This window comes from Mesorhizobium sp. P2_D5, from assembly GCF_056404355.1.
The window spans coordinates 86121-104214 of sequence record NZ_JBFUEE010000001.1; the positions used below are offsets into that span (position 1 = coordinate 86121).

Consider the following 18094-nt stretch of genomic DNA (forward strand, 5'->3'; position numbering starts at 1 on the left):
TATCAATATATCCTAATTCGCCGACCCCAGCGCCTTGTCGAGCGCCTCCTTCACATCGGCCGGCCATGTCGTTACCGCCGGCCAGGCGTTTGGCTGGCCATTGTCGCCGCGGCGGGCGAAATAGAGCTTGTGCTGGGCCGGGTCGACCGCCATGAAGCCGTCATTGCCGCCGCAGTCATGCGGCACGCAGCCGCTGGCGTAGAAGGCGCCTGATGCGGTCTTTTCCGTGCCGCCGCCGACCAGCAGGCTGGTCGCCATGTCGGGCATGTCCTTGCCGAGCAGCTTTTGCGCTTCCTTGTAGACAGCCTCGTTGTGGAAGACGTCGATGATGTTCTGGTACTTCTCCGGATTGATGTCCTTCCAGTCGGTGCCCGGTTCCGGCATGTAGGTCAGGTTGCCTGAAGTCGTCAGCCCCTCGGTCGGCGACCATTGCAAAGCCGGCTTCTCATCGCCCGGCAACAGATAGGGCACGAAATAGATGGCGTTGTCGGACACCGCCGACGGCGGCGCGCCGCACTCGTCCTGCTCGACCGTCGTGCTCTGGATGGTGCCGCCTTCCGGCTTCCAGACGATCACCGTGGCCGGGCCGCATTGATTGCCGCCATCGCCGACATCGAACAGCGCCACCTTGACACCGCCGACCTCGACGATTTTGTCGAAGAAGACGTCATAATTGCTCGCCAGCTGTTGGCCGTCATAGGCAAGCACTTTCTCGCCGTCCTGTTCCGGCTGGGTGATGGTCAGCTGGCCGCCTTCGAATGGCACAGGCGCCTGCTTGTCGTCGTCGGAAGCATCGGCGGCGCCTGTACCTTGGTCGGTGGCCGGTTTCTCGGCGGAGGGCGCCAGCTGCGCTGCGGGCGTCTGCGTCTGGGCCTGGGCATGAGCGCCGGTCAGCAGAAGAAGCGCCAGCCCGCAAGCGCCGGCAAGAAGCGAACGAGTCATGACATCCTCCATTTCGTCGGATCATAGCCAATCGCTCCGGAAACAAAACACCAGTTGCTTTGAGTCACACCAGGTGGATGGCCAACCGTGTTCTCGAACGAGTCAGGTGTGTTGAGATTCAGGTCAGGCCGAGCCGGAGTCGAAGACGGGCGCGAAGCGACCAAACAAGGTGGCTTCCCATAAGCGTACGTTTGGGTACGTGAGCACCGGAAGCGCAGGTATCAGCCATTTGCAGGCCGGCATCACCTGAATATCAATATACCTAATGCAGCGTGCCAAACGCCTCGTCCAGCGCCGCCTTGACCTCGGCCGGCCAGCTCTGCACCGGAGGCCATGCATCCATCACGGGCTTGCCACTGCTGCGGGCGAAATAGAGCTTTTGGTTGGCCGCGTCGACCGCCATGAAACCGTGATTGCCGCCGCAATTGTGCGGCGCGCAGCCGTCGAAATAGACGATGCCAGACGCAGTTCTTTTCGTACCGCCGGCGGCCAGAAAACTGGCGGCCAGAACGGTCATGTCGTTGCCAAGCAGGGCCGCGGCGTCCCTGTAGACCGCCTCGTTGTGGAAGGCGTCGATCATGTCCTCGTATTTCGACACGTCGACATCTTTCCAGCCCGTGCCGGGATCCGGCATGTAGGTGAGATTGCCCGCAATCGTCAGCCCGTCGGTGGGCGACCATTGCATCGCCCGCTTGGAGGCGCCCGGCAGCAGATAAGGGACGAAATAGATGACATTGTCGGTCACCGACGCCGGCGCGCCGCACTCATCCTGCTCGACCGTGATGCCCTGGATCGTTCCGCCTTTCGGCTTCCACACAATCATCACCGGGGGACCGCAGAGATGGTCGATATTGCCGTCGCCGACATCGACCAGCGCCACTTCAGCGCCGGCGATGTTGACGATCCTGTCGAAGAAGACGTCATAATTGCTCGCCAGCTTCTGGCCGTCGTAAGCGAGCACCTTTTCGCCGTCCGGCTCCTGCTGGGTGATGGTAAATTGACCGCCCTCGAACGGGATCGGCGCCTGCTGGTCGATGACAGGCGCCTGGGCGAACAGGCTCGTTGCCGGAAGCAGGATCGACATCATCAGCCCGCAGGCGCCGGCAACAAGCGAACGTGTCATGACAAGTCCTCGTCTTATCCGAAGACTCGCCGTCGGCGCGGCCTTGCGGTCAGGCCGCGTATTTCAGGCCCAGGGGCGCTGTTCGGCGTTTTTCTTCTCGAACGAAGCGATGGCGCCGGCCTTTTCCATGGTCAGGCCGATATCGTCGAGCCCGTTGAGCATGCAGTGCCGCTTGAAATCGTCGAGGTCGAACGCGACCACGCCGCCATCGGGACCGCGGATTTCCTTAGCCTCGAGGTCGATCGACAAGGTGGCGTTGGAGCCGCGCGAGGCGTCATCCATCAGCTTTTCGAGATCCTCGGGGCTGACCGTGATCGGCAGCACGCCGTTCTTGAAACAGTTGTTGTAAAAGATGTCGGCGAACGAGGTCGAGATGACGCAGCGAATGCCGAAATCGAGCAGCGCCCACGGCGCGTGCTCGCGGCTCGAACCGCAGCCGAAATTGTCGCCGGCGACCAGGATCTGCGCCTTGCGGTAGGCCGGCTTGTTGAGCACGAAATCCGGATTTTCCGAACCGTCGTCATTGTAGCGCATTTCGGCGAACAGGCCGGTGCCAAGCCCGGTGCGCTTGATCGTCTTGAGATAATCCTTGGGGATGATCATGTCGGTGTCGACATTGACGATCGGCATGGGAGCGGCGACGCCGGTGAGCTTGGTGAATTTTTCCATGGCTTTTGCCCGTGTTCTTGTTTCGGGGGGATTGCTGAGGCACGGTTTACACAAAGCCGCGGGCAAATAAAAGGCAACTGTTTGTGCAGGATGGCCGGCTGCGCAAAACGGCTTCGAATTCACCGCCCGATGGTGCAGTCTGGTTGTCATGGCAGAAAACTCCCATGTCCTCTATGCCTGCGAGCCCGCGCTCGACATCGCCGAATTCCGCCGTGTGCTGGTCGACTCAGGCCTCGGCGAGACACGGCCTGTCGATGACGACACCCGCCTGCAGGCGATGCTGTCGGGCGCCAACCTGGTGCTGACGGCGCGTCTCAATGTGGAGGGCAAGCCGCTGATCGGCGTTGCCCGCGCCCTCACCGACTTCTCCTGGGTCTGCTACATCTCCGAGCTCGCCGTTTCCCAATCGGCGCAAGGGCTCGGCATCGGCAAAGGCCTGATGGACGAGGCGCGCCGGCAGCTCGGACCGTCCGTCGCCATCAGCCTGATCTCCATGCCCGACGCCGTCGGCTTCTATGAGCGCATCGGCATGACGCGCATGCCTGACGCCTTCTGGTTCTCCCGCAAGCGCTGACATTTTTTCCCCTGTGATCGCATCCAGCGGCCAACGGCGCGAAATCTTGCCTCTTGACATGCAACCAAATGGTTGCATATTAAGATCATGAGCATGGATGCCGTCTTTCGCGCCCTGGCCGACCCGACACGCCGGCAATTGCTGGACAACCTCCATGCCCGGAACGGGCAGACGCTGAACGCGCTGTGCGCGGAGATGGACATGACACGCCAGGCGGTGACCAAGCACCTGGCGATCCTGGAGGAAGCCAATCTCGTCACCACGCTCCGCAAGGGACGCGAGAAGCAGCACTACCTCAACCCGGTTCCGATCAACGAGATCGCCGAACGCTGGATCGGCAAGTTCGAGCGCCATCGGCTGGATGCATTGAGTGACCTGAAGAAACGCCTCGAAAGGGAAGACTGATGAGCAACAGCTTCGTTTACGTGACCTACATCCGCACCACGCCCGAAAAACTCTGGGAGGCGCTGACCGATCCGGAGTTCAACCGGCAGTTCTTCCTCTGCTCCTATCAGGAGAGCGAGTGGAAGGTCGGCTCCAGCTGGAAACTGATCTTCCCCGACGGGAGCGTCGCCGACAGCGGCGAGATCCTCGAAATCGACCCGCCGCGACGCCTGGTCATCAAATGGCGCAATGAATGGATGCCGGAGGTCAAGGAAGACGGCTACACGCGCTGCACCTTCGCCATCGAACAGGACGGCGAGTTGATGAAGCTTGCCGTCACCCACGAGGCCGACGGCCCGCACCGGCTGATCCCGAATGTCTCCAAGGGCTGGCCGCTGGTGCTGGCGAGCCTCAAGAGCCTGCTCGAGACCGGCAAGGGTTTCGAGCGCCCGCCATCAAAGGGGTGAAGCTTGGTTTCGGCAGCGAAACAAACTTTTGGAGGCACCTATGCTGCATGTCCCTGTCGTCCACAGCATGACCAATGGCGAGACCGTCATGGCAAGCGCCGACATCGGCGCACCCGCCGAGCGGATCTTCCGCGCCCTGGTCACGGACGAGGTCGAGCGCTGGTGGGGGTCCGCCGACACCTACCGGATGGTCGATTGGTCGGCCGATCTTCGCATCGGCGGCCGTTGGAAGGTCACAGTTCGAACGGCTGACGGCCGGGACCTGCCAGCGAGCGGCGACTTTCTCGACATCGAGGCGCCGCGCCGGATCGTGCAGACGCGGGCCTATGAGTGGGACCATCCCACGCTTGGCCGGCGGCAAACCACGGTCGCCTGGCTGCTGCAGCCGATCGCCACCGGCACGCGCGTCACCATCTGTCATGGCGGTTTTGCCGGCTTGAGCGACGCGGCGGCCGAGCATGCCGAGGGTTGGGGCAGGGTGCTGAGCTGGCTGCAGGCGTATTTTGACGCTGGGAGATTGGCCGCGGCTTAGCCGACTGGTGGCGGTGCATTTGATGTCGGCGGGACAGCACCCCCTCGGGCCTGCCGGCCATCTCCCCCGCAAGGAGGGGGATTACACGCTCAATCGCTGTCACCAATCTCGAAACGTGACAGGGGTGACGCGGCGTCGAAGCTGTCGATCTCCCCACTTGCGGGGGAGATGGCCGGCAGGCCAGAGGGGGGTGGGCGGGAACTCGGCGGGAACGGCATGTTCCCAACGCCTAACACCTCAAATCACATTCAATTCCCTGAACGCCCGCCCTTCCGCAACCCGGCCATAGCCAAACGCCGAGCAATCCACCGTGCGGTAGCCGCCATGCACGATCAGCTCGGCCAGCGCCTTGCCGACGGCCGGCGCCTGCTGCAGGCCGTGGCCGGAAAAGCCGTTGGCGAACAGGAAATTCGTCACCTGCGGATGCGGGCCGATCACCGCGTTCTGGTCGAGCGTGTTGTAGTCGTAGTGGCCGGCCCAGGCGCGCGTCGGCTTGATCGCCTCGAAGGCCGGAATACGGGTCGCCAGCACCGGCCAGATGACCTCTTCGAACAGCGGCCAGTCGGGCTCGAAATCGGCGGGATCGGCCGGCCCGTCGCCCTCTTCCGGCTCGGCGCCGCCGGTGATGTAGACCGAGCCTTCCGGCCGCACATAGATGCCCGAGGGATCGACCAGCAGCGGCATGTCGGCATATTTCTCGCGCGCCTCGAAGACAAAGACATTGCGCTTGCGCGGCTCGACCGGCAGCGCCAGCCCCGCCATATCGGCCACCTTGCCCGCATTCGGCCCGGCGGCGTTGATGACGATGCCGGCTTCGACCGTCTCGCCATTGTCGAGGCTGACCCCGGTGACGCGATCGCCCTGCCGCTCGATGCCGGTGACATCGGCGGTGATGAAATCGATCTTCTTGCTGCGCAGGGCCTTACGAAACAGCATCAGCATCGCATGCGCATCGAACCAGCCTTCGCCAGTTCGACCATAGGCGCCTGCGGTGATACCTTCGGCCGACAGCCAGGCAAACCGGCGCACCAGCGCATCTGCGTCCTCAAGCACGATATCGGCGCCTTCGGCCATCTGCGCCTCGTGATTGGCTTTCAGGATCGGCAAGCCGTTCTCGCCGGCCAGGATGAGATAGCCGCCCTCGCGAAAGCCGATATCGGCGTCAGTGCCGAACTCTTCCTTCAGCCGCCGGAACAGTTTTAGGGTGAACTGCGACAGGCGAATGTTTTCCGGGATGGAGAACTGCTGGCGAATGGACGCGCAGGACAATGTCGTTGCCGCGTGCGCGAATTGCGGATCGCGCTCGATCAGCGCGATCGAACCGGAAAATCCTTCTTCGCGCAGATAATAAGCGATCGAGGAGCCGACGATGGCCCCGCCGATGATGACGATGTCGTAGCGCACGCTTTTATGCCCTTTCCGGTTCGAGCCGCTGATTGGGGAGTCACGCGGCAGGCAAAATAATCTCGAAGCGCGTGCCGCGTTCGGAGTCAACCAGCCGGATCATACCATCATGCGCTTTCAGGAGGGCCAGCACGATGCCGAGGCCCATGCCGGTGCCACCGGAATCGCGGCGCGTGGTGAAGAATGGTTCGAAGATGCGCGCCCGGTTGCTCGGCGAAATGCCGGCGCCGTCGTCGCTGACCAGGATGGTCGCCTTGCCGCCGGCACTCCCCGCCGTGACCGACACCTGCGTCGCGCCGTGCCTGGCCGAATTGTCGATGAGATTGGCAAGCACGATTGCCGCGTTCTCAGCCGATATGCGCAAACCGATCTCGCCGCCGGCCTCGACACGAACCGCCAGCCTGTTGTCTACAGGAAGCAGTGCCAGCGCTGCGCCGATCGAGGTACTTTCACCGCTCGGCGCCAGATTCTCGGCCCGCGCCAGGTCGAGCAGCCGGCGCACCAGCAGATTGAGCCGCCCCGCATCGGTGACGATGTTGTTGGAGAAGCGCTGCCGCTCGGCCTGGTCCATCGCCGAACCGGAATCGCGCAGCAGCTCGGCCGCACCCTGGATCGCCGTCAGCGGCGATTTGAGCTCATGCGAGACATGGGTGGCAAAGGTCTGGATCGAGTCCGATCGCGCCTGCAGCTTTTCCGCCATGTCGAGGAAGGCGGCGGAGAGCTCCGCCATTTCATAGGTGCCGTGGTGGTCGAGCGGCTTGATGGCCTGGCGGTCGCCGGCGGCGATGCGCTGGGTGCGGTCGATCAGCGCATAGATCGGCCGACTGACGGTACGCAGGAAGACCAGGCCGATGAGCAGCGTGCCGCCGAGGATGGTGATTGCCGCCAGGGTCACCTTGCCGCGCTCGCCATAGAGATGCTTGACGATGTTGTTGGGCGTCCGCGACACATAGACCACGCCGGCGACCTTACCGTCTATGGCCACAGGCAGGGCGACAAAGACACGCACCTTGGTGCCTCGGCTGACCGAATAGAGCGGTGGCGCCGGCTGGTTGGGAATGCGCAGCCGCAGCGCACTGGCATAGCGGCCGGCAAGGGCCTCGCGCACCTCTTCAACCCCGTCAAGCGATTGCCCGACCTCGCCACGTCCGGCAATGACGACGCCGGTGGGGTCGAGCAGCCGGAAGCCGGCCAGCGTGGTTTTCTGCGTGGCATCGAGAACACCGGACAGGCGCGCGCCGATGGCGGCGAAGGCGGGATCGATGGTGGCAGGCATCGCCGCCGGCCGCGTCGGCAGCACGGTGTCGGAAGCGAGATCGAGCTGCGGCTCGATCGGCCTGTACAGAGGGTCGGGATCGACGCTGCGGCTCGCATCCGCGTTTGCCCGCGGCATTGGCGCGCCGAGTTTTTCCGGCGGGATGCCGGCATCGCGCACGTCCTGCGCATAGATGGCGGCGATGGCGGCACCTTGCGCGATCAACTCCGCTTCGGTCTGGCGGATCAACTGGTTCTCGTAGAGCCGGAAGAAGAACAGGCCGACCAGCGGCAGTGCCATCACCAGGATCAGGATGGCAACGACGACCGTGGCAAGGCGCGGCCGCCATTTGCGACCGATCCATTTGCGGGAGGCCGTCAGCCGCATCGGCCGAGCCGGAAGCCGACGCCATGCACGGTCTCGATGGCATCCAGGCAACCCGCCGCCGCCAGCTTGGCGCGGATGTTGCGGATATGGCTGTCGACGGTGCGGCCGGCGACATGGATGTTGGCGGCATAGGCGTTTGCCATCACCGCGTCGCGGTCGAGTACATGCGTCGGCCGCGCCAAAAATCCTTTCAGGATGGAGAACTCGATCCCGGTCAGGGCAAGCGGCTTGCCGTCGAAACTGGCGGCATGGCTGGCCGGCGCCAAAGCGAGCTTGCCATGCGCGAACTGCCTGTCGTCGGCCAGTTCGGGCAGCACCGGGCGGGCGCGCCGCAGGATGACGTTGACGCGGGCGACCAGCTCGCGCGGGCTGAACGGTTTTGTCACATAGTCGTCGCCGCCCATTTCGAGCCCGAGGATGCGGTCGATCTCCTCGTCGCGCGCGGACAGGAACAGCACCGGCACGTCGGATGTGTGCCGCAGCCGCCGGCAGACCTCCAGCCCGTCCATCTCCGGCATGCCGATGTCGAGCACGACGAGATCCGGCGCCCGGCGTCCGATCTCCTGCAAGGCGGCGGCGCCGTCGGCCACCCCAAGCGTTTTCATGCCGGCCTTTTCCAGCGCGAAGCAGATCACCTCGCGGATATGCGGGTCATCGTCGGCGACGAGGATGTGATGCGGCATCGGTCAGCGGCCCGGCAAGGAAGGTTGCGAAGGCTGAGGAAGCACGAGCGACCCCTTGCTGTCGAGATAGCGAAGCAGGCGCCAGTCGCGAAAGCTCCAGGCCCGCCAGTTTTCCTGAACGGTTCGATACCAGTCTTCGTCGTTGCCGCGCCGCCCTGCCAGTTCGCGGAAGACCGAATTGTTGGCGGCTCGACTCTGATGATCGAGGAAGCGATCCATTGCCGGAAACGCACCCGGGCCGAGCGAGCGCAGATACCAGGCGTCGAGGGAGATGCCCTGGCCGGTCATTTCGAGGGAGTGGTCGACATTGTAATTGGCGATCAGCGCGGCGAAATTGATGAAACAGCCGGCATAAAGCGTCAGAGATAACGTCAGAAGATTGGCGGACAACAGCCATTCATTGGATTTTCCGAGCGCGATGCGGGCTATGATCAGCGCAAGACCTGATGCCACCAGCCCCATCCAGACGAAAGCCGCGATGCGCCAGTAGGTCAGCGCGTAGATGCCGACATAGAGATCGAGCCGCAGGATCGACGAGATGACCAGCATGATATTCTGCGCCACCCAGGCATAGACCAGCCGGCAGATGAGCGGATCCCCCGATGTTTCGCTTCCCGGCCTGAGCGCCGCCAGCACGAAGCCGGCGGCAAGCAGCGCGGTGACGATCAAGGGATAGGCGCCGCGATGCGCGTAAGCCGCATAGCTCAGCCCATCGGGCAGCGCCACCCCGCCCCACAGATAGGTGGCGTCGAGCCCGGTCTGCAGCGCAAACAGGATGTTGAAGACAACAAGCGCGCGCAGGATGGCGGGTTTGCCGAACAGGATATCCTCGATGGTAGTGATTTTCTCAGCTTGAGTGCTGACCACCGCCGGCGTCGCGCGAGGGATGCGACGAACCAGACGCGGCAGGCGTGGCCGCAGAAAGGCCCAGACACAGACCAGCACGAACAGCCAGAAGGCAATCCTCGTGAGCTGGATGAGATCGAGCAGCTTAAGAAGGTCGACCAGCGACAGCCAGTAGTCGATGACCGGATTGGCGGCGCCGAACAGCGCCAGGAAGACGGCGCCCAGCGTCAGCGGCATGATCCAGACGGCGATCGCTGCCATCCGGACGCGGCGCCGTCCTAAGCGACGCGCCGTCCTGCGCCAGCGGATGAAGTCGTTGGCGAACCGGAACGGCGCCGCCAGCCCGAACAGTGCGATCTGGCCGGCAATGCGGGCGATGCGATGGCGCAACCGACCGCTCAGCGAAAGCGCAAAGACGACCAGGGCCGCAAGCGCGATCGATACCGACAGCGTGCTGACATTTTCAGCGAGCGGCAGCAGCGCGACAAGCAGCGCGGTGGGCTTGATCCACAGCCTGCCGTCGCTGAAGGCGGCGGGATGCAGGGCCACCACGGCGGCGGCAATCAGGATCGCGAACAGGAAAACCGTGATGCCGGCTGGCTGGCCGTAAAAGAGAAAATCCGCCTGCGCGACCAGCAGCACTGCAACACCGAAGCGGGCGCAATAGCTCGGTGCCGCGGAGAAGAATGCTGTCATGACCTGGCCCTCCTGACGGCTTCCAGCCAGACGGTCGGCGGGCACTTGCGGGCAAAAGGGATGAGGATCGCCACGGGATTCGCGCGTGGCGGATCGACCAGCCACCAGCCCTCGCTACGCAGCCGGTAAGGAAGGGACCAACGGGGTTTTGCTCGGTTTTGCATGCCGCCTGTTTCGCAGGCCGGCAGGGAGACTGCGGGGCGGATCCGAGGAGGTTTTCCGCAGGCGTGTGCAGTTTTCGTGCATGGCTGGAGACGACTTGCCTCGACCATCCACAGACGGCATAGATCAGCCATGGAAACCTATCGTCCGCGCCGTTCGGTGCTCTACATCCCGGCCTCCAACGACAGGGCGCTGGCCAAGATCGCGCAGCTTGCCTGCGATGCCGTCATCATCGACCTCGAAGATGGCGTCGCCCCGGCCGACAAGATCGCCGTGCGTGAAAAGCTGGCCGACATCTTCGCCAACCGCCCAGTTGCCAACCACCTTGGCCGCCGCTGCGAGATGGTGGTGCGCGTCAATGCGCTGGCCAGCGAATGGGGCGCCGACGACCTGCTGGCTGTCGCTAGCTGCGAGCCCGACGGCATCCTGTTGCCCAAGGTCGACACGCCGCGCGACCTGCTTGAGGCCGGCGATGTGCTCGACGACAATTTTGCTCCCGACAGCGTGAAACTGTGGGCGATGATCGAGACGCCCAAGGCGCTGCTCAACATCGGCGCCATTGCCGAACTTGGCCGCGATCCGGCTTCGCGTTTGGCTTGTTTCGTTGCCGGAACGAACGACCTGCTCAACGGCACCGGCGTGTCGGCGACGCCTGACCGGCGCTACCTCGTGCCGTGGCTGATGCAGATGGTGCTGGCCGCGCGCGCCGGCCGCCTCGACATTCTCGACGGCGTCTCCAACGATTTCCGCGACCTCGACGCCTTCGCCCATGAATGCACGGAAGCGGCGGCCATGGGGTTCGACGGCAAGAGCCTCATCCATCCGGCCCAGATCGAAGCGGCGAACCTGGCCTTCGCGCCGTCCACAAAAGCCGTGGCCGAGGCACGCCTGGTGAAGGATGCCTTTGCGCTTCCGGAAAATGCCGGCAAGGGCGTGATTGCGCTGAATGGAAAAATGGTCGAGAGGCTGCACCTGGCGCAAGCTGAAAAATTGCTGGCGAAGGCGGCGGCCATCGGCGCATGATACCAGCCTGATGCTCGCGGGCTTTGGGCACTCACGACAGGAATTGACGGATGAAACTCTACCGCTTTCTCACTGGCCCTGACGATGCCAGCTTCTGCCACAAGGTGACTGGGGCGCTGAACAAGGGCTGGCACCTGTTCGGCTCGCCGACCTATGCCTTCGACAAGGAGGCCAAGACGATGCGCTGCGGCCAGGCCGTGGTCAAGGATATCGACGGTCAGGAATATGGGCCGGATACCAAGCTGAGTGATTGGTAGGCTTGGCGATTGGTATACGGCTAGCCCCCACGCTGGCGGGACAGCGCCCCCCTCTGTCCTGTCGGACATCTCCCCCTCAAGGGGGGAGATCGGATGTCGTGGACGGCTTTCGCTAATTTTCAGCGTGGAAGAAAAGGAGCGGAGGTTGAAACTGCCAATCTCCCCACTTGAGGGGGAGATGGCCGGCAGGCCAGAAGGGGGCGCGAAGGAATGAGACGCCAGTTCCTTACCGCTGTGCGCAAGCCTCTGACGTTCTACTCAGCCGCCTCTTCGATCTTCTCCATATCATCGTCCGACAGGCCGAAATGGTGGCCGATCTCGTGGATCAGCACGTGGGTGACGATGTCGCCCAGCGTTTCCTCGTTTTCGGCCCAGTAGTCGAGGATGGCGCGGCGGTAGAGCGTGATACGGTTCGGGCCTTCGCCGGTCTGCGGATTCCAGCGCTCGGCGATGCCGCGTCCCTCGAACAGGCCGAGCAGGTCGAAGGGCGTTTCCAGCGACAGATCGTCCATGATCTCGTCGGTCGGGAACTCGGCGATCTGGATGACGATCTCGCCGGTCAGCTTGCGAAAATCCTCCGGCAGATGGGCGTAAGCCTCCAGTGCCAGGAACTCCATTTCCTCCATCGACGGCGAAAGTTCGTCGTGCCAGCTGCGGGTCTTGTAGATGCGGGCCATGCTGTGTCCTTTGATCCCGGCATATAGGCTTTCGCGCCGCAATCGGCAAATGGCGGGGGTGGCCCACGCCTCCGACAAGCCCCGGGCAGGAATAAATTCCCCATGACTCCGCTTGACTCTTCCAGCACCCTCTGGAATCTATAGGAACATAACAGGAACAATTGTGAGTGAAAGCTGACCGTCATGGCGATGACCGCCGTGGCGCGGGAGACTGTTTTTGCCCTGCGCCGCCAGATCGCGAAGATCGAGGGAACGCTGCCCGAGCGCCTGCAGGCGCCGGCCGCCGCGGCTCCCGATGTTCGCGTCGACGCCGGCCCCAGCATCGATGTGACGATTGTCCGCCGAGGCGTTGCCACGGCGCTGCCGGATGCGTTCCTGTCCACCGGCGTCGAGCGGCTCGATGCCGCCCTGAGCGGCGGCCTGCCGAAAGCCGCCTTGAGCGAAATCCATGGCATTGAAACCCGCGATGCCGGAGCCGTCGCCGGCTTCGCTCTGTCGCTCGCAAGCCTGATCCTCAAGCAGACGCAAGGGTTGCCGGTGCTCTGGATCGGCACATCGGAGATTTTTCGCGAGGCCGGCTTTCCCTATGCCAGGGGGCTTCATGCCTCGTTCGGCATCGAACCCGAGCAATTGCTGTTTTCCGAGGCGCCAAAACTTGTCGATGCGCTGTGGGTCGCCGAGGAGGCCGCCCGGATGACGGCGCTCGCCGCCGTCATCCTCGAGATCCGCGGCAATCCGCAGCGGCTCGACCTGACCGCGACGCGCCGGCTGCATGCCCGGGCACAGAGTGCCGGCCGGCCGGTGTTCCTGCTGCGGCAGGCTGCCGAGCCCGAACCGACGGCCGCACCCGTTCGTCTCATCGTCGCGTCGGCATCGGCGGTGCCGCGCGACACCATCGTCGGGCCGCTCGCCGGCTCGATCGGCCGCCCGGCCTTCACCCTCACCATCGGCAAGAGCCGCACGGCTCTGCCTGGACAATTCACACTGGAGTGGAACCCCGATGAACGCGCATTCGATGAAAGATGGGGCGACGAAAGAAGGGGCGAGGAAAGAGCAAAGAATCCTGTCGCTGTGGTTTCCCTATCTCGCGGTCGAAAGGATCCTCCGGCAGCGTCTGGGGCGGTCCTGGCGTTCCCGGCCGTCGGATCACCTGCCGCTGGTGATCAGCCACCGCAAGGGCAACGCGCAGCGTATCTCGGCCCTCGACGAGCGGGCTGAGGCGCTGCACCTGAAGCGCGACATGGGCATCGCCGATGCGCGCGCCATGCATCCGTCGATCGACATCGTCGAGGCCGATCCGCAGGGCGACCGCCGCCTGCTCGAAGGCCTTGCCGACTGGTGCGACCGCTACACCCCGCTGGTGGCGCTGGACGCAACGGACGGCCTGTTTCTCGACGTCACCGGCTGCACCCATCTTTTCGGCGGCGAACGCGCCATGCTGGACGACATCCTGTCGCGCTTCTTCCATCAGGGTTTCGATGTCCGCGCCGGGCTTGCCGCGACACCAGGGGCGGCCTGGGCGGCGGCACGCTTTGCCAGTGACCGCATCGTCGCAGGCGGCGAGGAGGAAGCCTTGCTCGCACCCTTGCCGCTGGCAGCCCTGCGCATCGAGCCGGCGACCCGCACCAGCCTGGAAAGCGTCGGCCTGCGCACGGCGGGCGCCGTCATGGCGGCACCACGCGCGCCGCTTGCCCGCCGCTTCGGCGCCTCGTTGCTTTTGCGCCTCGACCAGGCGCTTGGCCGTCTCGACGAAGCGGTGTCGCCGCGCCTTCCCGTCGCGCCGCTTTCGGTCGAACGTCACCTCAGCGAGCCCGTCACCCTGACCGAGGACATCGAGCAGCTGGTGGGCATGCTGGCGGCGGCATTGAAGACCGACCTCGAGCGCCGTGGCGAGGGCGCCAGGATGCTGGCGCTGCTTTTGTTTCGCGTCGACGGCGCCGTCAGCCGTATCGCCATCGGCACCTCGCGACCGATGCGCGAACCCCCGCTGATCCAGAAATTGTTCCATGAAAGGCTGGCCGCGCTCGAACAGGATATCGATGCCGGCTATGGCTTCGATCTCGTCCGGCTCTCGGTGCTGTCGGCCGCCAGCTTCGACATGCAGCAGGCCGACCTTGCCGGCGAAGTGACCGATGACGGCGCCGATATCGCGCTGTTCGCCGACCGCATCCGCGCCCGGCTCGGCGAGGGCGCGGTCATGCAACCGGTCACCGTGGAAAGCCATCTGCCGGAGCGCGCCGTCGCCACGATCCCCTTCACCGAGGCCCCGCGCCGGACCACGCCGCCGAAGAAGCCGGACCGGATGCAGGCGCCGATGACCATCTTCCCGCCGGAACGGCCGATCCGGCTGTTCCGCTCGCCCGAGCCCATCGAGGTGCCGGCCACCGAAATGCCGGAGGGCCCGCCGCTGAACTTCCGCTGGCGGCGTGCGCTCTACAGGGTGACGCGTGCCGAGGGACCGGAACGCATCGCGGCGGAATGGTGGCGCGAGGCCGCGAGCGACGAGGCGGCATCGACACGCGACTATTTTCGCATCGAGGATGCCGACGGCCGCCGCTACTGGCTCTACCGGCAAGGCCTCTATGGCGGCTCCCAGGTGCCGCCACGCTGGTTCCTGCATGGGGTCTTCGCATGAATGCGCTGACCGTCATTCCCTATGCAGAATTCGGCATCCAGTCGAATTTCTCCTTCCTGCGCGGCGCCTCCAAGCCGGAGGAACTGGTGGTCGCCGCCAAGCTTTTCGGCTTTTCCGCGATCGGACTTGCCGACCGCAACACGGTGGCCGGCGTGGTGCGCGCCTGGCAACAGGCCAAGGTCGAGACGCTCTCCTACCATCCCGGCTGCCGGCTGGTTTTCGGTGACGGCACCCCTGACATTCTCGCCTATCCGCAGGACCGCAAGGGCTGGGGGCATCTCTGCCGTATGCTGACGCAAGCCAATCTGCGCGACGAGAACGAAAAGGGCGCCACCCTTCTCCAGCGCAGCGACTTGCTTGAATGGGGGGATCTGATGTCGCTGGCGGTCCTGCCCGATCTGACGGCAGGGGCGGAAGACAGTCTCGCCTTGCTTCGCCAGCTCAAGGATCGTTTCGGAAGAAATCTCCGTCTGGCCGTTTCGCCGGACTATGCGGGCAATGACCGTTTCCGGATCGAGCAGGCAGCGGCGTTTGCCGAAAATGCCGGCATTCCGCTGATGGCGACCAACGACGTTCTCTATCACACGACTGAGCGGCGCCCGCTGCAGGATGTGCTGACCGCGATCCGCCTCAACACGCCCGTCGCCGAGGTGGGGCTGCAGCTGGCCGCCAATGCCGAGCGCCATCTGAAGCCGCCGATGGAGATGGCGCGCCTGTTCCGCAGGCATTCGCAGGCGCTGGCCGAGACCTTGCGCTTTGCGCAGGAGCTGACCTTCTCGCTCAGCGACCTCCAGTACAACTACCCCGACGAGCCGACGGAGTCCGGTCTCGGACCGCAGGCCGAGCTGGAGCGGCTGGCGCGGGAGGGGGCAGCCAATCGTTATCCGGCGGGGGTGCCTGCGTCCGTGACCAAGCGCATAGAGGAAGAGCTCGCTCTGATCGAGCGGCTGAACTACGCCCGCTATTTCCTGACGGTCTACGACATCGTCAAGTTCGCCCGCAACCAGGACATCCTCTGCCAGGGGCGCGGTTCGGCCGCCAATTCGATCGTCTGTTTCTGCATCGGCATCACCGAAGTCGGGCCGGACAGGATCGACACGCTGTTCGAGCGCTTCATTTCCGAGGAGAGGAACGAGCCGCCCGACATCGACGTCGACTTCGAGCATGAGAAACGCGAGACCATCATCCAGTACATCTATACGAAATACAGCGCCAAGCGCACCGCACTCGCCGCCGCCGTCATCAGCTATCGCGGCCGCTCGGCCTTGCGCGAAGTGGCGAAGGCCATGGGCCTCTCCGAGGATGTCAGAAGCGCATTGTCGAGCACGATCTGGGGCTGGTCGACCTCGGAACTTGGCGAGAAGGAAGCGCACGCTGGCGGCATCAACCGCGCCGACCCGCTGGCAAGACTGGTGATTGAGCGCTCCAACGAGATCATGGGCTTTCCCCGTCATTTGTCGCAGCATGTCGGCGGCTTCGTCATCACCAGGGACCGGCTGGACGAGATCGTGCCCATCGTCAAGACGGCGATGGACGAGCGCAAGATGGTCGAATGGGACAAGGACGATCTCGACGCGGTGAAGATCCTGAAAGTGGATGTGCTGGCGCTCGGCATGCTGACCTGCCTGCAGCGTGCTTTCGCCCTGCTTAAGGATCACTATCCAAACGCGCGGGATAAATATGGCCAACCCTATGTGCTGGCCACCCTGCCGCCGGAGGATAAGCAGGTCTACGACATGATCTGCCGCGCCGACACGCTCGGCGTTTTCCAGATCGAATCCCGCGCCCAGATGTCGATGCTGCCGCGTCTCAAGCCAAGGGATTTCTATGACCTTGTCATCGAGGTGGCGATCGTGCGGCCGGGTCCGATCCAGGGCGACATGGTTCATCCTTACCTGCGCCGACGGCAAGGCAAGGAAAAGGCCGAGTATCAAAAGCCGGAGCTGGAGGCGATCCTCAGCAAGACACTTGGTGTGCCCCTGTTTCAGGAACAGGCGATGAAGATCGCCATCGTCGCGGGCGGTTTCAAGCCGGGGGAGGCCGACGAACTGCGCCGCGCCATGGCAACCTTCAAGCGCACCGGCACCATCGGCAATTACCGCCAGCGGATGATCGACGGCATGATTGGTAAGGGCTACACGAAGGACTTCGCCGAGCGCTGTTTCAAGCAGATCGAGGGTTTTGGCGAATACGGCTTTCCCGAAAGCCACGCCGCGTCCTTCGCCCTGCTCGTCTATGCCTCCTGCTGGTTCAAGACCTTCTACCCCGACGTGTTCTGCGCCGCGATCCTGAATTCGCAGCCGATGGGATTTTACCAGCCGGCCCAGCTCGTCCGCGACGCGCGCGACCATGGCGTCGACATCCGCGACGTCGACGTCAATTTCTCGGTCTGGGACTCCACTCTGGAGAAAGCATCTTTCGATCCGGACCGCATCCTCCCACGCCATGCCGAAATGCGTGGTGTCATCAAGACAAATCATGCGCTGCGGCTCGGCTTCCGCCAGATCAAGGGCCTGTCGGAGGAGCGCATGGACGCTTTCGTCAAGCGGCGCGGTTCAGGCTACGAGTCGGTCAGGGATGTCTGGCTGCGCTCCGGCCTCGATGTCGACGAGATCGAAAAGCTGGCGCAGGCCGACGCCTTCCGTTCGCTTGGCCTTGATCGTCGTGAAGCACTGTGGGCGGTGCGCGCGCTCGACGGCAGGAGTGCTGCCGAAAAGCTGCCGCTGTTCGACCAGCCGGCGATCCGCCTGCGCGAGCTGGAGCCGGAGACGAAGCTGCCCAAAATGCCGCTCGGCGAGCATGTCATCCATGACTACCGTTCGCTCGGCCTGTCGCTGAAGGCGCATCCGGTCGCCTTCCTCCGCGAGCGACTCGACCGGGCCGGCGTCACGCCCAATGCCGGATTGCCATCCGTGCGCGATGGCAGGCGTGTCTCGGTCGCCGGCCTCGTGCTGGTGCGGCAGCGCCCCGGCAAGGGTAACGCGATCTTCCTGACGCTGGAGGACGACAAGGCCGTCGCCAACATCATCATCTGGCAGAGAACCTTCGACCGCTACCGGCCCGTCATCATGGGCGCCAGGTTCGTCCGCGTCACCGGCAAATTGCAGTCGGAATCGGATGTCATCCATATCGTCGCCGAGAAGATCGAGGATTTGACCCCCTGGCTGACTGTGCTCCTGGAAAAGGTCAGCCAGGCCAACCTGACAGTCGCCGGCCCTGCTGAACACCCCGTCAGCGGTACGGATCGCGACCCCGCGCCACGCAACGCGGCGATCCGACCGGACCTCGCAACGCTGTCGGAAGAGGCGGAAAGTGTCATGCCCAAGGGACGCAATTTTCAGTAGCAGAGGAGGGCGCTGTCCCGCCAGCCGCTGCCAA

17 protein-coding genes are annotated in these 18094 nt (G+C 64.1%); 9 read left to right on the forward strand and 8 right to left on the reverse strand.

Features of this window, described 5'->3' with window-relative positions:
• Positions 1-12 precede the first annotated feature (12 nt).
• From AC1DYW_RS00475 to leuD, 3 genes are all read right to left on the reverse strand, one after another.
• A complete protein-coding gene (locus AC1DYW_RS00475; protein ID WP_457152367.1) occupies positions 13-942 on the reverse strand; it encodes a hypothetical protein in 930 nt (309 codons plus the stop codon).
• A 262-nt stretch (positions 943-1204) separates the two neighbouring features.
• Positions 1205-2065, reverse strand: a complete 861-nt coding sequence (locus AC1DYW_RS00480) for a hypothetical protein (protein ID WP_477224736.1) — start codon at positions 2063-2065, stop codon at positions 1205-1207.
• 63 nt (positions 2066-2128) lie between these two features.
• On the reverse strand, positions 2129-2734 hold the full coding sequence (gene leuD / locus AC1DYW_RS00485; protein ID WP_184872662.1) for a 3-isopropylmalate dehydratase small subunit: 606 nt from the start codon (positions 2732-2734) through the stop codon (positions 2129-2131).
• Between the two features lie 148 nt (positions 2735-2882).
• Here leuD and AC1DYW_RS00490 point away from each other — a divergent pair, with 148 nt between their 5' ends.
• The 4 genes from AC1DYW_RS00490 to AC1DYW_RS00505 all read left to right on the forward strand — a co-directional run bounded on the left by AC1DYW_RS00490 (position 2883) and on the right by AC1DYW_RS00505 (position 4691).
• Positions 2883-3308 (forward strand): GNAT family N-acetyltransferase, encoded by a 426-nt coding sequence (locus AC1DYW_RS00490; RefSeq protein WP_457152364.1) that lies wholly within the window; start codon positions 2883-2885, stop codon positions 3306-3308.
• A gap of 93 nt (positions 3309-3401) precedes the next feature.
• Positions 3402-3713: an ArsR/SmtB family transcription factor gene (locus tag AC1DYW_RS00495; protein WP_064987727.1), complete on the forward strand. Its 312-nt coding sequence runs from the start codon at positions 3402-3404 to the stop codon at positions 3711-3713.
• Positions 3713-4159, forward strand: coding sequence for an SRPBCC family protein (locus tag AC1DYW_RS00500; RefSeq protein WP_477224737.1), 447 nt, complete (start codon positions 3713-3715; stop codon positions 4157-4159). Before AC1DYW_RS00495 ends, AC1DYW_RS00500 begins: the two co-directional genes overlap by 1 nt.
• Positions 4160-4199: 40 nt before the next feature.
• Complete coding sequence (locus AC1DYW_RS00505) at positions 4200-4691, forward strand: SRPBCC family protein (protein ID WP_477224738.1); 492 nt, start codon at positions 4200-4202, stop codon at positions 4689-4691.
• 237 nt (positions 4692-4928) lie between these two features.
• On the opposite strand, the gene AC1DYW_RS00510 is transcribed toward AC1DYW_RS00505, so the two are convergent.
• The 4 genes from AC1DYW_RS00510 to AC1DYW_RS00525 are packed head-to-tail and all read right to left on the reverse strand — an operon-like array spanning position 4929 to position 9962.
• Positions 4929-6095 carry an NAD(P)/FAD-dependent oxidoreductase gene (locus tag AC1DYW_RS00510; RefSeq protein WP_477224739.1) on the reverse strand — a complete coding sequence of 389 codons (1167 nt, stop codon included), beginning with the start codon at positions 6093-6095 and terminating at the stop codon, positions 4929-4931.
• 40 nt (positions 6096-6135) lie between these two features.
• The gene (locus AC1DYW_RS00515; protein WP_477224740.1) at positions 6136-7737 is read right to left on the reverse strand and encodes an ATP-binding protein; all 1602 of its coding nucleotides are present in this window, start codon (positions 7735-7737) and stop codon (positions 6136-6138) included.
• Positions 7728-8420, reverse strand: a complete 693-nt coding sequence (locus AC1DYW_RS00520; RefSeq protein ID WP_477224741.1) for a response regulator transcription factor — start codon at positions 8418-8420, stop codon at positions 7728-7730. The genes AC1DYW_RS00515 and AC1DYW_RS00520 overlap by 10 nt, the downstream gene beginning before the upstream one ends.
• Before the next feature lie 3 nt (positions 8421-8423).
• On the reverse strand, positions 8424-9962 hold the full coding sequence (locus tag AC1DYW_RS00525) for a DUF4153 domain-containing protein (protein ID WP_477224742.1): 1539 nt from the start codon (positions 9960-9962) through the stop codon (positions 8424-8426).
• A gap of 294 nt (positions 9963-10256) precedes the next feature.
• Between AC1DYW_RS00525 and AC1DYW_RS00530 the strand changes: the two genes are divergently transcribed.
• Together AC1DYW_RS00530 and AC1DYW_RS00535 are read left to right on the forward strand one after the other, a co-directional pair.
• A complete protein-coding gene (locus AC1DYW_RS00530; protein ID WP_477224743.1) occupies positions 10257-11147 on the forward strand; it encodes an HpcH/HpaI aldolase/citrate lyase family protein in 891 nt (296 codons plus the stop codon).
• Between the two features lie 50 nt (positions 11148-11197).
• The gene (locus tag AC1DYW_RS00535) at positions 11198-11404 is read left to right on the forward strand and encodes a DUF1737 domain-containing protein (protein ID WP_477224744.1); all 207 of its coding nucleotides are present in this window, start codon (positions 11198-11200) and stop codon (positions 11402-11404) included.
• 254 nt (positions 11405-11658) lie between these two features.
• On the opposite strand, the gene AC1DYW_RS00540 is transcribed toward AC1DYW_RS00535, so the two are convergent.
• Positions 11659-12081, reverse strand: coding sequence for a metallopeptidase family protein (locus AC1DYW_RS00540; protein WP_095084388.1), 423 nt, complete (start codon positions 12079-12081; stop codon positions 11659-11661).
• A 183-nt stretch (positions 12082-12264) separates the two neighbouring features.
• On the opposite strand from AC1DYW_RS00540, the gene AC1DYW_RS00545 reads away from it, so the two are divergent.
• Genes AC1DYW_RS00545 through AC1DYW_RS00555 form a run of 3 tightly spaced genes read left to right on the forward strand, consistent with a single transcriptional unit; the run spans position 12265 to position 18060 of the window.
• On the forward strand, positions 12265-13299 hold the full coding sequence (locus AC1DYW_RS00545; protein WP_477224745.1) for an ImuA family protein: 1035 nt from the start codon (positions 12265-12267) through the stop codon (positions 13297-13299).
• Complete coding sequence (locus AC1DYW_RS00550; protein WP_477224746.1) at positions 13241-14716, forward strand: DUF6504 family protein; 1476 nt, start codon at positions 13241-13243, stop codon at positions 14714-14716. The genes AC1DYW_RS00545 and AC1DYW_RS00550 overlap by 59 nt, the downstream gene beginning before the upstream one ends.
• Positions 14713-18060: an error-prone DNA polymerase gene (locus AC1DYW_RS00555; protein ID WP_477224747.1), complete on the forward strand. Its 3348-nt coding sequence runs from the start codon at positions 14713-14715 to the stop codon at positions 18058-18060. The genes AC1DYW_RS00550 and AC1DYW_RS00555 overlap by 4 nt, the downstream gene beginning before the upstream one ends.
• Positions 18061-18094: the final 34 nt, after the last annotated feature.